Source organism: Geminicoccus roseus DSM 18922, from assembly GCF_000427665.1.
GTDB classification, from domain to species: Bacteria; Pseudomonadota; Alphaproteobacteria; order Geminicoccales; family Geminicoccaceae; genus Geminicoccus; species Geminicoccus roseus.
Window position 1 is genome coordinate 1,097,083 of sequence record NZ_KE386572.1, and the last position, 15,420, is coordinate 1,112,502.

At 75.5% G+C, this 15,420-nt stretch carries 3 protein-coding genes (1 of these 3 only partly in view); all 3 read right to left on the minus strand.

Annotated features, from left to right (window positions below; translation table 11 throughout):
* Positions 1 to 5 precede the first annotated feature (5 nt).
* Tightly spaced (each overlapping or abutting the next), the 3 genes in view from GEMRO_RS0106420 to GEMRO_RS27985 form a layout consistent with a single transcriptional unit that may run on beyond the window.
* Positions 6 to 9,272, minus strand: coding sequence for an SDR family NAD(P)-dependent oxidoreductase (locus GEMRO_RS0106420; protein ID WP_027133348.1), 9,267 nt, complete (start codon positions 9,270 to 9,272; stop codon positions 6 to 8).
* Positions 9,269 to 14,767 carry a beta-ketoacyl synthase N-terminal-like domain-containing protein gene (locus GEMRO_RS32410; protein ID WP_051328760.1) on the minus strand — a complete coding sequence of 1,833 codons (5,499 nt, stop codon included), beginning with the start codon at positions 14,765 to 14,767 and terminating at the stop codon, positions 9,269 to 9,271. The genes GEMRO_RS0106420 and GEMRO_RS32410 overlap by 4 nt, the downstream gene beginning before the upstream one ends.
* Positions 14,764 to 15,420, minus strand: partial view of a non-ribosomal peptide synthetase gene (locus tag GEMRO_RS27985; protein WP_051328761.1) — the 3' end only. It continues 3,252 nt past the right edge of the window; the window shows 657 of its 3,909 coding nt (coding positions 3,253-3,909); its start codon lies beyond the right edge, outside the window; the stop codon is at positions 14,764 to 14,766. Before GEMRO_RS27985 ends, GEMRO_RS32410 begins: the two co-directional genes overlap by 4 nt.

The window sequence follows — 15,420 nt, forward strand, 5'->3', positions numbered from 1 at the left end:
CGCGTTCAGTAGCCGGCACGCGCGAGCTCCCGTTCCAGTTCGTCGATGATCGAGGCGTCGTCGTCGGTTTCGGCCGCGGGAGGTGCGGCCGGAGGTGGCGGTGGCGAGGGATCGGCCGGCGCGTAGAGCGTGGAGAGATGCGCGGTCAGCAGCTCGACCGAGGGATAGTTCAGGACGACCGGCGGCGGCAGCGGCCGTCCCAGCGCCTGCACCAGGGCGTTGCGCAGTTCCACCGCCATCAGCGAGTCCAGGCCGATCTCGGTGAGCGGCCGGGCCGGGTCGAGCGGCAGGTCGCCGAGATCCAGGATCTGCCGGGCAAGGCTTGCGACCAGCTCGCCCAGGCGGGCGCGCCGCTCGCTGGCCGGCAAAGGCTGCAGGTCCGGCAGGGCTTCGGCGGCGGGTGCGCCGGCAGTGGCGGCCTCGCCGGCCGGTAGCACCGCGGCATGGGTGGTGCTGTCGCACAGCAGTTCGCCCAGCGCCGCCAGGGCGGCGGACGGGGCGATCGCGGCGCCAGCCCGCCTGGCCGCCATGCCGGAGCCGGCCCAGGCGGCCCAATCCACCAGCAGGGCCGGCAGGCCCTGGGCGCGGCGGCGGCGGGCGAGGCCGGCCAGCGCGGCGTTGGCGGCGGCGTAGTTGGCCTGGCCGGGCGAGCCGGTCAGGCCGGCCAGCGAACCGAACAAAACGAAATGGTCCAGGGCGTGGCCGCGGGTCGCCCGGTCAAGGCTTTCGGCGCCGCCGAGCTTCGGGGCGAGCGTCCGGGCCAGGCGATCGGCGTCCTGGGCGGCGAGCACGCCGTCGTCCAGCGCGCCGGCCAGGTGGAACACGCCCTTCAGGGGGTGGGCCAGGCCGGCCAGGGTCGCGGCGACCGCCTGCTCGTCGGCAAGATCGACCGCGACCACGCTCACCTCGGCGTCCGGGACCGCCAGGCGCTGCGGGCGGCGGGCCAGGACCAGCAGGTGGCGGGCGCCCTGGGCGGCCAGCCAGGCCAGCAGGGCCTGGCCCAGGGCGCCGGTGCCGCCGGTGACCAGATAGGTGGCGTCGGGGCGCAGGCGCGGGCGACGGAGGACCAGCTTGCCGACATGGCGGGCGGCCTCCAGTTCGCGGACCGCCTCGGGCAGGCGGGCGAACGGCAGCGGGCGGACCGGGACCGGCGGGAGGCTGCCGTTCGCGAGCCTGGCCAGGAGGTCGTCCAGCATCGCGCCGACCCTGGCCGGGTCCTCCTGGATCAGGCGGTCCAGGGCCAGGATCTCGAAGGCGACGTCCGGGCGCCGTGCCTTGGCCTGCGCCTCGGTCCAGATCCCGGCGCGGCCGAGTTCCACGAAGCGGCCGCCCGGGGCCAGCAGGTCCAAAGAGGCCGGGATTGCGTCGCCGGTCAGGCAGTTGACCAGCCGGTCGACCGGGGCGGTGGCGGCAAAGGCGAGGCTGCGGGAATCGTGGACCTCGATGTCGCCGAAGTCCTGCAGATAGGCGCGCTTGGCCGGGCTGCCCGCCGTGGCGACCAGGCTGGCCCCGGCGGCGCGGGCAAGGGTCAGCACGGCATGGCCGACGCCGCCGGCCCCAGCATGGACCAGGACGCGCTCGCCCGGGCGCAGGCCGTCGAGGGCCAGCATGGCAGTGAGATGGGCGACCGGCTGGCCGGCCACCACCGTCCAGTCCAGGCCGGGCGGGCCGGGCGGGACGGGGCGGGCCAGGCGGGCGTCGACCCGCACCCGGTCGGCAAAGCAGCCGGCGGCGATGGCGACCACCGCCATGCCCGGGGCGAGGTCCGCCACGCCCGGACCGGCCTCGACCACCACGCCCGCGCATTCCACGCCGGGCGCGCCGGCATCGCCCGGGTAGAGGCCCAGCAGGTTCATCACGTCGCGGAAATTGATGCCGGCGGCGGCGATCTCGATCACCACCTCGCCAGGCCCGGCCGCGGGATGGGCACGCGATTCCCACGCCAGCGAGCGGCTGGTGGCGGCCGGGTCGCGGCGCAAAACGAAGCCGCCTTCGGGCGTCGGCATCTCGGCGGGCGGGCGAGCGGCGAGGTCCTGGCGGGCCAGCTTGCCGTCCTGGAGGCAGAGCAGGCGGGCGGACGGGTCCTGCGGCAGAACCGGCACCTGGTCGCCCGGCAGGTCGAGCAGGCGCGGGTCGAGTTCCGGCAGCTCCTGGGCGATGGTGCCGACGAGGCCGGTCATGGCCGCCTGGGCCGGATCGCCGCCGGAGAGCGCCCGGTCGGTCAGGAGCAGGAGCGGCTGGGGGGACGCGGCGGCGGATTCTTCGGCAGCTGCTTCGAGGACGTCGCCGAACATGTCGGCAAGGTCGACCCGGCCGCGCAGATCGATGCAGCGGCGCTGGCGCTGGTCGGAGGGCGCGTCCGGGGGCAGCGGATGCAGCGCCAAGTCATGGATCGCGGCCTGACCGCCGGCCCGGGCGATCCGGGCCATGCCGACGCCCTCGCACCTAGCGACGATTCCTCCGTCCGCATCGAGCAGGGTGACCTGATAGCGCTTCTCGTCCTCCTGGCGGACCAGGACGCGCTGGGGGATGCCGCCGAACCAGGCGAGGCGGTCGACCCGGGCCAAGAGCCAGGTGCCGCCGGTGTCTTCCGGCAGGAGGGCGGCCAGGCCCTGCCAGGCGGCGTCCAGGAGGCGCGGGTCCAGGCGGAAAACCGGGTCGGCCGGATGGGCCAGCTCGGCGGTGGCGCTGTCTTCCTGGCGGCGCAGGCCGGCCAGACCCCGGAAGGCCGGGCCGTAGGCCAGGCCGCTGCGGGCGAACGCGGCGTACAGCGCGTCGACGTCGCGGGGCTCGCCGCCATCCGGCAGGGCCATGGGCGGGAAGGGACGGGCCACGGCGAAGCGGGCGGTGGCCAGCGGCTGGAAGGGCTCGCTCTCCTCGTCGGGGACGCGGAGGATCGCCACGGTGCGGGCGTCCGGGTCGACCACCGTGTGCAGGAGCGGTTCCGGCCCCAGGTCGAGCGGCGCATGGAACACCAGCTCGGCCAGCTCGATCGGATCGGGGCCGTCCACGGCGGCGAGCATCATCTCGACCATCGCCGCGGCCGGCAGGATCACCCTTCCCTCGACCCGGTGGTCGGCCAGCCAGGCCGGGGCATCGGGAGCCAGGACCTGCTCGAACTGGCGCTGCGCCACGCTGGAGCGCAGGCGGCGGCCGAGCAGCGGGTGGATGCTGGCCGGCAGGGTGCGGCGCTCCTTGCGGGGCTCGACCCAGTAGCGGCGGCGCTGGAACCGGGGGAGCGGCAGGCTCGGCCGCCCGGCCGCCATGGCCGGTGGGGCGGCCAGGACCACGTGCGCGTTGGTGCCGCTGAAGCCGAACGAGCTGACCCCGGCATGGCGGAACTGGCCTTCCACCGCCCGGTCCGGGAAGCGCAGGTCGGCGCCGCGCAGGTCGATATGCGGGTTCAGGCGCTCAAAATGCAGGTTGCCCGGCAGGCGGCCGTGGCGCAGTGCCAGGGCGGCCTTGATCAGGCCGGCGATCCCGGCGGCGGCCTCGGTGTGGCCGAGATTGGTCTTCACGGCACCCACCCAGAGCGGCCGCTCGCACCCCGCGAACACCTCGCGCAGGGCATGGACCTCGATGGGATCTCCCAGCGCGGTGCCGGTGCCGTGCGCCTCGACCAGGTCGATCTCGCCAGGCGCAACGCCGGCATCGGCCAGGGCCGTCCGGATCACCGCTTCCTGGGCGGCGCCGCTGGGCGCGGTCAGCCCGGCGCTGCGGCCGTCCTGGTTCAGCGCCGAGCCCAGGATCAGCGCGTGGATCGGGTCGCCGTCGGCCAGGGCGTCGGACAGGCGCTTGAGGACCACCAGGCCGCAGCCCTCCCCGCGCACGAAGCCGTTGGCGCGGTCGTCGAACGCCTTGCAGCGGGAATCCGGGGCCATCATCTGCAGCTGGCCGAGCGCGGCGGTGGTGCCCTGCCCCATGATCAGGTTGACGCCGCCGGCCAGCGCCATGGCGCATTCGCCGCCGCGCAGGCTGCGGACCGCCAGGTGAACGGTGACCAGCGAGGACGAGCAGGCGGTGTCGGTGACCAGGGCCGGACCGTTCAGGCCCAGCGTGTAGGACAGCCGCCCGGCTGCGATCGAGGCGGCGGAGCCCGTGCCGGCATAGCCGTCGACCTGCTCGCCGGCCGCGGCGATGGCGGCATAGTCGTAGTTGCACATGCCGACGAACACGCCGGTGCGGCTGCCGGCGATCGTGGCGGGATCGATCCCGGCATCGGCCAGCGCCTCGGCAGCGACCTCCAGCAGCAGGCGGTGCTGCGGGTCGATATAGGGCGCCTCGCGGGGCGAGATGCCGAAATAGGGGGCGTCGAAGCCGGCGATGTCCGGCAGGAAGGCGGCCTGCAGCGTGTCGGCGCCGTGGTTGGGCAGCTGGCGGCGCTGGGCGGGCAGCGGCCCGATTGCGTCGGTGCCGGCCAGGAGGGCCTGCCAGAAGGCGGCGGGATCGGCTCCGTCGCCCGGGAAGCGGCAGCCGATGCCGACAATGGCGATCGGCTCCCGGGCGTCGCCGGAGGAAGTGCGGGCGGGTGCCGGCGCGGGCCTGGCGGCGCCGGACAGATGCGCGGCCAGGGCGTCCAGGGTGGGAAAGTCGAACAGGAGGGTGGCACTGGCGGCCGGCTCGCCGAACCGCTCGAACAGGCGGTTGCGGAGCTGGACCGCCATCAGCGAATCCAGGCCCTGCTCGAACAGGCTGACTCCGGTCGGCAGGCGGCGCGGGTCGGGATGGCCCAGCACGCGGGCGGCTTCCGCAGCGACGGTCTCGGCGACGGAGCCGGCGGGCTTCTCTGGAGCCGGCCCGGGGGTGGCCGGAGCCTCGACCTTGGGAGCGGCCTGCCATCCGGCCAGGACGTCGGGCAGCCGGCCGGTTCCGAAGCTCGCGAGGAAGGGCTGGCGGTCGATCGGCAGGGCCAGGAAGGCCGCGGCATCGACCGAGCGGGCGGCATCCAGGATGGCGCGGCCCTGCTCGGGCGGGATGGTGCGCAGGCCCTGGGCGTTCAGGCGGTCGTGCAGGTCGTGGCGCGTTGCGGCGGCGCCGATCCGGTCCCACGCACCCCAGGCGATGCTGGTGGCGAAATGGCCGCGGGCTTGGCGGCGTTCCGCGATGGCGTCCAGCGCCGTGCTGGCCGCGACATGGGCCGCCTGGCCGGCGGAGCCGAACAGGCCGACGGCGGAGGAGAACAGGACGAACGGGTCGGCATCGGGCAGGCGGCGGTCGAGCAGGTCGGCGGCGTCGACCTTGGCGCGCAGGACCCGGTCAAGCGTGGCGCGGTCCAGGCGGTCGAAGGTGGCGTCGGCAAGTGAGCCTGCGGCGTGGACGACCCCCCGGATCGGCCCCAGCCGGTCGAGCAGGCCGCCGAGCGCGCTTATGTCGCCCACGTCGCAGGCTTCCAGGCGAAGCTCCAGGCTGCGGGCCCGCAGGCCGTCCAGCCAGCCGGCCTCGGAAGGAAGGTTGCGGCCGACCAGGACCAGGCGGCGGGCGCCGGCATCGGCCAGATGCCCGGCGATGACCGGACCCAGGCCGCCGAAGGCGCCGGTCACGAGGTACCAAGCGGCCGGATCGAGCGGCGGGATGGCGCCGGTGGCATGGGCCGGCTGCAGGCGCGGAACCAGGCGGCGGTCGCCGTCGCGGATGATCTCGGCCTCGCCGGCGAAGCGCTCCTCCTCCAGCACGGCCCCGGCCGGAGTGCCGGCCAGGTCCAGGCAGCGCACGTCCAGTTCCGGCCGCTCGCGGCGCAGGGTGCGCGCCATGCCCCACAAGGCCGCGGCACCGGGCTCGGTGCGGGCGCCGGATGTCTGAACGACCAGGCGGCGGGTGTCCGGGGGCAGGCCGCGCACGGCGTCGACCAGGGCCATGCAGCGCTCGGACAGGCTGCCGATGCCGGGATCCTGGACGACCCGGACCGGCTGGCGGGGCGTCGCGAGCAGGACCGCCTGGCCGGGCAGCGTGCCATGGGCGCCCGGCAGGGGCAGGACATCGAAGCCTTCCTCGACCAGGAGCGCGGACCAGCCGGCTTCGGTCAGGAGGGGATAGTTTGGGCGCAGGTCGCGGTCGGCAAAGCGCCACCAGCCCTCGGTCAGGCCGAACACCAGGTCGATCCAGCCGCCCTGGGTGGTGCTCTCCAACAGGACCAGCGAGCCGCCCGGACGGAGCGCGCTTGCGGCGTGGCGGACGGCCTGGCGCAGGTCGGCGGTGGCGTGCAGGACGTTGGCGGCCAGGACCAGGTCGAAGCCGGCTTCGGGGACGGCCTGGCCCTCCAGGGGACGCTCGATGTCGAGGCGGTGCGCGCGGATGCCCGGGAAGCGGGTGCGAGCCCCGTCGAGGAAGCTCTCGGAGACGTCGGTAAACCAGTACTCGGTGCGCCCGGGGCCGAGCGCCTCCAGGACCGCGGCTGTGGTGCCGCCGGTGCCGGCCCCGATCTCCAGGACGCGCAGGCGGCCGGCCGGGTGCGCGGCGAAGCGGGCGGCCAGCGCCACCAGCTGGTTGCCGGCGCGATAGGCGGGGGCCTCGCGGTAGATGGCGGCGGGACCGCCGTCGGCGAACAGGACGGCCAGCGGGTCCTGCTCGCCGCGCAGGATCGCCGGCAGGGCCAGGCCGCAGCGGTGCAGGAGGTCCTGCTCGGGCCCTTCGGCCGGGGCGGCGCTGTCGGCGGCATCGGCGGCGAGGCGCACGAGCTGGCGGTAGAGCGGCAGGTGGCGGGGCGCCACCGCCTCTTCCGGGACCTGGCCCACGGCGCTCTTCGCGTAGCGGGCGGCCAGGCGGTCCAGGCGGCGGCCATGCTCGGCGCTGTCGGCGAGGGGCGCGGTGATCCGGGCGGCGTCGGCAAGGCTCGGGCCTTCCTGCCAGCGGACGGCGTGCAGCCAGTCCCGCCAGCCCGCGGCGGCCTGGCCGGGCGCGCGCAGCTCCAGCCGCTCGATCCGGGCGACGAAGCCGCCGGCCTCGTCCAGCAGGTCGAGGTCGGCCAGCGTCGTCTCGCCCTGCCCGCCGATCCGGGCGCGGACCCAGCTTGCGTCGCCGAGCGGAGCGAAGACGTGGAAGGCGCCGATCCGGGCGGGGATGCGGGCATGGCCGTCCTGGCCCAGATGCAGCGCCCCCACGGCGCGCAGGGCGGCGTCGAGCAGGATCTCGGGCAGGGGCGATTCCAGGCGGGCCAGCACCCTGTTCTCGCCCAGGTGGATCTCGCGCAGGGCGTCGTAGCTCGGACCGAACACGAGGCCGGTGGCGGCGAGCCAGGCCTGGAAGTCCGCAGGATCGACCTGCTCCGGGCAGAGCCGGCGCTCGGCCGCCAGGTCGAGGGAGGCGGAAGGCTCCGCCAGGTCGCCGCTGCCCGCCTGCGCGCACAGGCGCCAGCCATCGTCGTCCAGGTAGAAGCCGATCCGCTCGGCCACGACGGTCTGGATCCGGGTCGGGTGGCGGATCTCGACGGGGGCCAGCAGGTCGATCTCGACCAGGCTGCCGGTGCGGCCCGCGGCGCGGGCGGCACGGTCCAGGCGCAGGAGGATGGCAGCGGCCGGCAGGAGCGGGCGGCCGTGGACGACATGCTCGGCGATGAGCGGGGAGCCCGGCCAGAGCTGGGCCTCCAGCACCAGATCGCCGCCCGGGTTGCGGGCCGGGCGAAGCGCCTCGCCGGCCGTGTCCAGCCAGAAGCGCTGCCGCTCGAACGGATAGAGCGGCAGGGGCACGCGCGGACCGGGGCCGGCATCGACCGAGGGCGGCGGGGCGTCTCTGGGTACGGCGGCGGCGAGTTCGGCGGCCCGGTCGACGCGGACCCACCAGCGCAGGCGGGCGCGGTGGCGGGCGGCGTTGCGGGCCAGGTCCGCGAACCGTGAGGGGTCCCGGTCGAGGATCTGGCGGTACTGGCCAACCAGCATGCGCAAGGCGGTGGGCGTGTGGGCGGAGATCAGAAGGCTCGGGCCGGGCTCGTCCGTCGGCAGCGGGGCCGGCGGGGCGGCTGGTGGCGGCGCCACCACCAGATGGGCATTGGTGCCGCTGAAGCCGAAGCTGCTGACGCCCACGGCACGCACGCTGCCGGGCTGGAGGCTGGTGGGCACGCGCAGATCGGCGCCGGCCAGGTCGACATGCGGGTTCAGGCGCTCGAAATGGATCGAGGGCGGGATGGCGCCGCGCTCGACCATCAGGGCGGCCTTGATCAGCCCGGCAATGCCGGCGGCGGCCTCGGCATGGCCGATATTGCTCTTCACCGAGCCCACCCAGAGCGGCCGGTCGCGCTCCCGGAAGATGCCGGCCAGGGCGTGCATCTCGATGGGGTCGCCCAGTGCTGTGCCGGTGCCGTGCGCCTCGATGGCGTCGACATCGGCCGGGGCCAGGCCGGCATTGGCCAGGGCGGCGCGAATCACTGCCTCCTGGGCAGGCCGCGATGGCGCGGTCAGGCCGGCGGAGCGGCCGTCCTGGCCGAGCGCGCTGCCACGGATCAGCGCGTGGACATGGTCGCCGTCGCGGGTGGCGTCGGCCAGGCGCTTGAGGACCAGCACGCCGCAGCCCTCGGCGCGCACGAACCCGTCGGCGCGGGCATCGAACGCCTTGCAGCGGCCGTCCGGGGACAGCATCTGCATGCGGCCCAGCGTCTCGGCGCCGAACGGGGCCAGGGTGAGGTTGACGCCGCCGGCCAGCGCCAAGTCGCATTCGCCGGTGCGCAGGGCCTGGATCGCCAGATGGGTGGCGACCAGCGAGGAGGAGCAGGCGGTGTCGGTGACCAGCGCCGGGCCGTTCAGCCCGAGTGCGTAGGCGAGCCTGCCGGCGGCGACGCCCGGTGCTCCGCCGGTCGCTGCATAGCCGTCCTCGCTGCGGGCGGCGGCATCCCCTAAGCGGCCGTAATCGGCGGTGCAGATGCCGAGATAAACGCCGGTGCGGCTGCCCTCCAGCCGGTCGGCGCGGATGCCGGCATCTTCCAGCGCATGCCAGGCGACCTCCAGCACCAGGCGCTGCTGCGGGTCCATGGACGCGGCTTCGCGCGGGCTGATGCCGAAGAACTCGGCGTCGAACCGGTCGATCCCGTCCAGGAAGCCGCCGAAGCGGGCGGACGAGGCCGGGTCGGCCAGCTTCCAGCGTTCGGGCAGCACCTCGCGCACGAGATCGCGGCCTTCCGTGAGCGCTTCCCAGAACTGGTCGGGCGTGTCGGCGCCCGGCAGGCGCAGGGCCATGCCGACGATGGCGACCGGCTCGCGCAGGCGGGCCTCGGCGGCGTCGACCCTCGCCTGCATCTTCGAGAGGAGCCGGAGGGTCTGCTCCTTGAGGCTGCGGTCCTGGCTCACGCGTCGTCCTCGGCCAGCATGCGCTCGAAGCGGGCGAGTTCCGCATCGAGGTCGCCCTCGTCCATGTCCCCGGGATCCTGGCCGGCGACGGAAACCTCAGGGGGCGCCGCCGCCTGGTCCTGGACGGCCAGGCCCAGATGGCCAGCCAGATGGGCGACCAGGGCCTCCACGCTGGGAAAGTCGAACAGCACGGTCGCGGACAGGCGGGCGCCGGCGAGCTGGCTCAGGCGATTGCGCAGCTCCAGGGCGCCCAGGCTGTCCAGCCCCTGATCGCTCAGCGCCCGGCGCAGGTCGACCGGCTGGCCGGGCGGCAGCAGCCGGGCGCAGGTCTCCGCCACCTGGCGGCGCAGGCTGTCCAGGTCCGTGATGTCCGGCCGGGGTGGTGTTGCGGCTGGTGTGGCGGGTTCGGCCGGCCCGGCGGATGGCGGGAGGACCAGCTCGGCCAGGACGGGCGGAGCGGACGCCGCCTGGAAGGCGGACCAGTCGATCGGCAGCACGACCAGGCGGTCCATGCCCGGCTGCAGGGAACGGTCGAGCGCCCTGAACGCGGTGGCCTGGTCGATGCTGCCGACGCCGATCGCGGCCAGGCGCTCGTCGGCGCCGCTTGCCACGGCAGCACCCTTGCCGGCCCAGGCGGCCCAGTCGATCGTTCGGCCACGGCTGGCCATGAAGGCGTCGAGCGCGGCGGCGGCGGCGGTATGGCTGGCCTGGCCCGGCGAGCCCAGCACGCCGCCCGCCGAGGAAAAGGCCAGGAACAGGTCGAGGTCCGGCCAGTGCGCGGCGATGGCGCGCGCCCCGGCGAGCTTGGCGGCCAGCGGGGCCTCGATGTCGGCGCTCGTCAGGCCGGCGATGGCGCGGTCGGCCAGGACGCCGGCGGCATGGATCACGCCTTGGAGCGGCGGCAGGCCATGCGCGGCGATGTACCGGTCGACGCCTGCCAGGCTGGCCGGGTCGGCGACGTCGCCGACCAGGGCGTGCGGATCGCTGGCCGGGGTGCGGCCGAGGGTGAGGACGGCGCCGGCCCCTTGCCTGCGCAGCCATGCCGCCACGTCCGGGCCGATGCCGCCACGGCCGCCGGTGACGAGGTAGCTGGCGTCCGCGCGGATCGCGGCCGGCCAGTCGGGGAGTAGGACCAGCTTGCCCAGGTGCTCGGCGCGCCGAAGGGTCGCCAGGGCCGCTTCCGCATCGGCAAGCGCCATGGTGGTGACGGTCGGCAGGAGGGACGGGTCGGCGGCGACGGCGGCCACCAGTTCGCGCAGGAGGCGGCCGAAGGTTCGGGCGTCCACCCGGTCCAGCTCGACCAGGTCGTAGACGATGTCCGGGCGGATCGCGCCCGGGTCCAGCAGGTCAACGCGGCCGAGCTCGACAAAGCGTCCGCCCGGGCGGAGCAGGTCGAGGCTGGCCTGGCGCTGCTCGCCGGTGACGGCACCAATCACGAGGTCCACGGGTGCGGCGGCGGCAAAGGCGGTGTCGCGGGAGGAATAGACCTCCTGGATGCCCTGGGCATGCAGCCAGGCGCGGCGCTCCTCGCTGCCGGCGGTGGCGATGACCGTGGCGCCGGCAGCGAGCGCCAGACGCAGGGCGACCTGGCCGACGCCGCCGGTGGCGCTGTGGACCAGCACGCGCTGGCCGGGGCGAAGACCGCGGGTGGCGTGCCAGGCGGTGACGCCGGCAACCGGCAGGGCCGCGGCGGCGGAAAGCGGCAGGCCCGGCGGCAGCGGCACCACCAGGTCCGGGTTGGTCACCAGATAATGGGCGAAGGCCCCGCCGCCGACCGCGATCACCTTCTGGCCAGGCTCCAGCCCGGTCACTTCGGTACCGACCGCGGCGACCTCGCCGGCGCACTCGCCGCCCAGCTGGGCGGCCGGGACCAGGCCGCCCGCGATCAGGACGTCCTTGAAGTTCACCCCGGCGGCCAGGACCCGCACCACCACCTCGTTTGGGCCCGGGACCGGCTCGGGCAGCGGCTCGCGGGTCAGGTCCTGGCGCAGGCGCCAGGTGGCGGGGCCGGGCGGGGGCAGGCGCTCCAGCCGGGCGAAAGAGCGCTGGCCGGCGCGCCAGGCGGTGTGGTCCTCCGGCTCGGCCAGGGCGATCTCGGCGGCCAGGGCGGCGGGATCGAGCTCCGCCAGGTCCACCGAGCGGGGCCGCAGCTCCGGATGCTCCAGGGCCAGGGTGCGGACGAACCCGTTCAGGGCCGCGGCATCGGCGCTGCAGCGATCATCGGGCCGGACCCGGGCGGCCGAGCGGGTGGCAACCAGCAGGCGGGGCGGATCGGCACGCTCGGCCAGGCGGCGGGCGAGGCCGGCCAGCTCGACGAGCGCCGTGGCGGCCGGCGTCGCCGCCAGGCCAGCCAGGAAGACCACGCCGGCCACCGGACCCTCGGGCAGGACGGGCGCCCATTCCAGGCCGAGCGTCCGGGCGATCGCCGCATCCCCGCCGGTGGCGAGCCAGCGTGCGGCGGGCGGGCGGGTCGCGACCAGGACCGCCTGGGTTCCGGCATGGAAGGCGGTGGTCGGCGCTGCCAGCCCGGCTTCGCGGAACAGGTCGTGCCAGCGCTCGGCCGGCAGGAGCGGGTGGTCCTGGCGAAGGTCGTCGGCGAATGCCCACCAGCCTTCAGTCGCGCCGAACACGAGGTCCAGCCGGGCCAGGGCCGCGGTGCCCTCGACCAGGAGGAGCCGGCCGCCCGGAGCCAGCAGGCTGGCGGCATGGGCGACCGCCCGGCGCAGGTCCGGAACGACGTGCAGGACGTTGGCGGCGACCACCAAATCGAAGCTGCGGGGCGCCAGCCCCTGTTCCGCAGGATCCCGGCCGATGTCGAGCAGGCCGGTGCGAAAGCCCGGATGGTCGCCGAAGCGGGCCTGGGCGGCGTGGAGGAACGGGCTGCCCACGTCGGTGAACAGGTATGCCACGTCGGACTGAAGGGCCGGCAGCAGAACCGCGGTGGTGGCGCCGGTGCCGGCGCCGATCTCCAGGACCCGGCGGGGGGCAGCAGCCCTGGCGACGGCGGCGACCTTGGCGTTGACCGTCTGCGCCAGCACCGAGCCGGCATAGGAGCCGACCGGCCCAGCCTCGCCGAACAGCACGTCCAGCATGTCGCGGCGCCCGGCCAGGATCTCAGGGAGGGCCTGGCCGGCGCGGGCGACCAGGTCGATCTCGGCGGCGTGCCGGGGGTGGCGGGCGGCCAGGTCGCGGGCGGCATCGGCAGGCGCGGTCGCCCGGTCGGGGTGGCCGGCATGGCGAGCCAGCAGGGCGGCATAGCGGTGGTGGCGGGGGGCGACCTCGGCCGCGTGGTGCACCTGGTCCGCGAAGCCGGCGGCGATCCGCTCCAGCGCCGCATGGACCGGCGCCACCTCGTCCGGCAACTCGGGGCGCCAGGCCAGGCGGTAGAACGGGTCCACCGGGGCGGCGGTCCTGCGGCAGACCACGTTGCGGGCGTGGCCGACCGTTTGGCCATCCCGGTCGGTCCACCAGATCGAGGCGGAGACGCTGTCCTCGCCGGGCGGGTCCAGCTGGGCGGTCACGGCGGTGGCGGTGCGGATCGCTGCAGTGAGATCCAGGCGGCCGAACGCGCTGGGCAGCCAGTCGCCCTCGCCGGCAAACGCGGCGCCGATCGCCTGCAGCCCGGCATCGACGATGGCGACCAGGCTGCAGCCCGGGCGGAGGCGGGCATGGGCGGCGCGCTGGCCGATCCGGACCTCCGCCAGGCTCTGGAAGGCCTGGCCGAAGCGCAGCCCGCCGGCGGCCAGCCGCTCCATCCAGGCTGTGGCATCCAGCTGCTCGGTGGCGGCCACGACCGGCGGGAGCGGCAGGTCTCCGGCGGCCGGCGGCAAAGCCGCCTCGGCGACCGGCTGCCAGCGGTCACCGGCCTGGACGAACCAGCGGGCGCGGCGCTCCGGCTCCAGCACCAGGCGGAACGGGACCACGCCCTCGCGCGGGATCTCGACCGGGGCGGCGATGGCCAGGCCCTCGGCGGCGGTGATGCCCTGCTCGGCCAGGGTCGCGGCATAGGCGGCGCCCGGCAGGAGGATGCGGCCCTGGACCTGGTGGTCGGCCAGCCAGGGACAGGCTGCCAGGGACAGGTCGGCGTCGTGCAGGCTGGCGCCGAAGCCACTGGCGAGCGGGTCGGCCAGGAGGCGGTCCGGGCGCCTGGGCGGCAGGTACCAGTAGCGCGAGCCATGCCGCGGCGCTGGCCGGGGGCGCGGGCCGGCCGGCGCCGGCGCCGCCTCCAGGACGACATGGGCGTTGCTGCCGCCGATCCCGAACGAGCTCACCCCGGCGCGGCGCGGGCCCTGCCAGGGCTCGGCGGCCTGGATCAGGCGGAAGGGCGTGCGCTCGATGCCCAGGCGCGGGTTCGGCCGGGCGGCATGGAGGGTCGGGGCCAGGCGGCCCTCCTCCAGCATCAGCACGGCCTTGATCAGGCCGGCGATGCCGGCGGCGGTCTCGGTATGGCCGATGTTGGACTTGACCGTGCCCAGCGCCACCGAGCCGGCCGGGCGCCCGGCGAAGATGGCGGCCAGGGCCGCGACCTCGATCGGGTCGCCGAGCGGCGTGCCGGTGCCGTGGCCCTCGATGCAGCCGACCTGGTCGGGGGTGACGCCGGCCACCGCCATCGCCTCGGCGATCACCGCAGCCTGGCGCTCCTGGCTGGGGGCGGAGAAGCCGATCTTGCGGGCGCCGTCATTGTTGATGGCGCTGCCCAGGATCACCGCGCGGATCCGGTCGCCCTCGGCCAGGGCGTCGTCCAGGCGCTTGAGCACCGCCACGCCGCAACCGCTGCCGAACAGGGTGCCGTCGGCCTCGGCGCCATAGGAGCGGCAGCGGCCGGTGGGCGACAGCATGCCCTCGGACTGGTGCAGGTAGCCGATCCGGTGCGGCACGCGCACGCTGACCCCGCCGGCCAGCGCCGCATCGCACTCGCCCGACAAAAGGCTCTGGCAGGCCAGATGGACGGCCACCAGCGAGGTCGAGCAGGCGGTCTGCACGCTGAGCGTCGGGCCGCGCAGGTCCAGGCGGTAGGCCAGCTGGGCCGCCGCATAGTCCTTGTCGTTGCCGGTGATCGCCAGGAGCTGGGCGGCGGAGCTGGGGCCGGAGAGAACGTGCGGCGCCAGGCGGGTCAGCAGATAGGTGCTGATGGCGGCCCCGGCGAAGGCGCCGATGGTGAGGTCGCTGTGCCGCGGATCGATCCCGGCATCGTCCAGCGCGTCGGCGGCCGCCTGCAGGAGGACGCGCTGCTGGGGGTCCATCAGCACCGCCTCGTGCGGCGGGATCGCGAAGCGGGCGGCGTCGAACCGGTCGATCCCCGCCAGCACCGAGGCCGCCGGGACGTAGCCCGGGTCGCGCAGCAGGTCGTCGGGCACACCCTCGGCGGCCAGCTCGTCGGGGTGCAGGGTGGAAACGGCATCGCGGCCGGCGAACAGGAGGTCGCGGAAGGCTTCCAGGTCGGGGGCGCCCGGATAGCGGGCGGCCAGGCCGACGATGGCGATCGAGCCGCTCATCGCTGGCGCCGGTCGGCGAGCTGGCGGCGCGCCTCCAGGCGGCGCTGGGCGCGCGCGGTGCCGCTGTCGGCAGCGGTGCTGGCCGGAGCCTCGGCCAGATGGCGGGCGATGTCGGCCACGGTCGGCAGGCGGAACAGGTCGACCACGGCCGGGGCCCGCTCGCCGTGCTGCTCGGCGAGGCGGCGCTGCAGGCGGACCAGGTGCAGGGAGGTGGCGCCCAGGTCGAACAGGTTGGCGTGGTCGCCCACCGCCTCCGTGCCCAGGATCTCCGCGACCAGGGTGCGGATCGCGGCGGTCTCGGCGGCGCTGCCGGAAGGCGCCTGCTCGGCCGGAGGCTGCAGCGCCTGGCGGTCGACCTTGCCGTTGGCGGTGAGCGGCAGGCGCTCGACCAGGGTGATCCGGCGCGGGACCATGTAGTCGGGCAGGCGCTCGGCCAGGTGGCGGTGCAGGCGCTGGGCCAGGCTTTCGGGGCGGGCAGCGGCGCCGGGGACGCCGCCCGCCAGCGCGTGGACCAGGGCATGGTCGTCGGTCAGCGCCAGCGCGTCGCGGAACCCATCGACCTCCAGGCCGCCCACCGGGAGAAGGCCCAGGGCCGTTTCGTCCAGGTCGGTCATCAGGAGCTGGCCCTGGTAGCCGGCTTCCAGCAGGCAGAA

What these genes read in the sequence shown, in the direction of transcription:
- GEMRO_RS32410 (WP_051328760.1), bottom strand. Translation starts at nt 14,767, where the DNA reads ATGAGCGGCTCGATCGCCATCGTCGGCCTGGCCGCCCGCTATCCGGGC.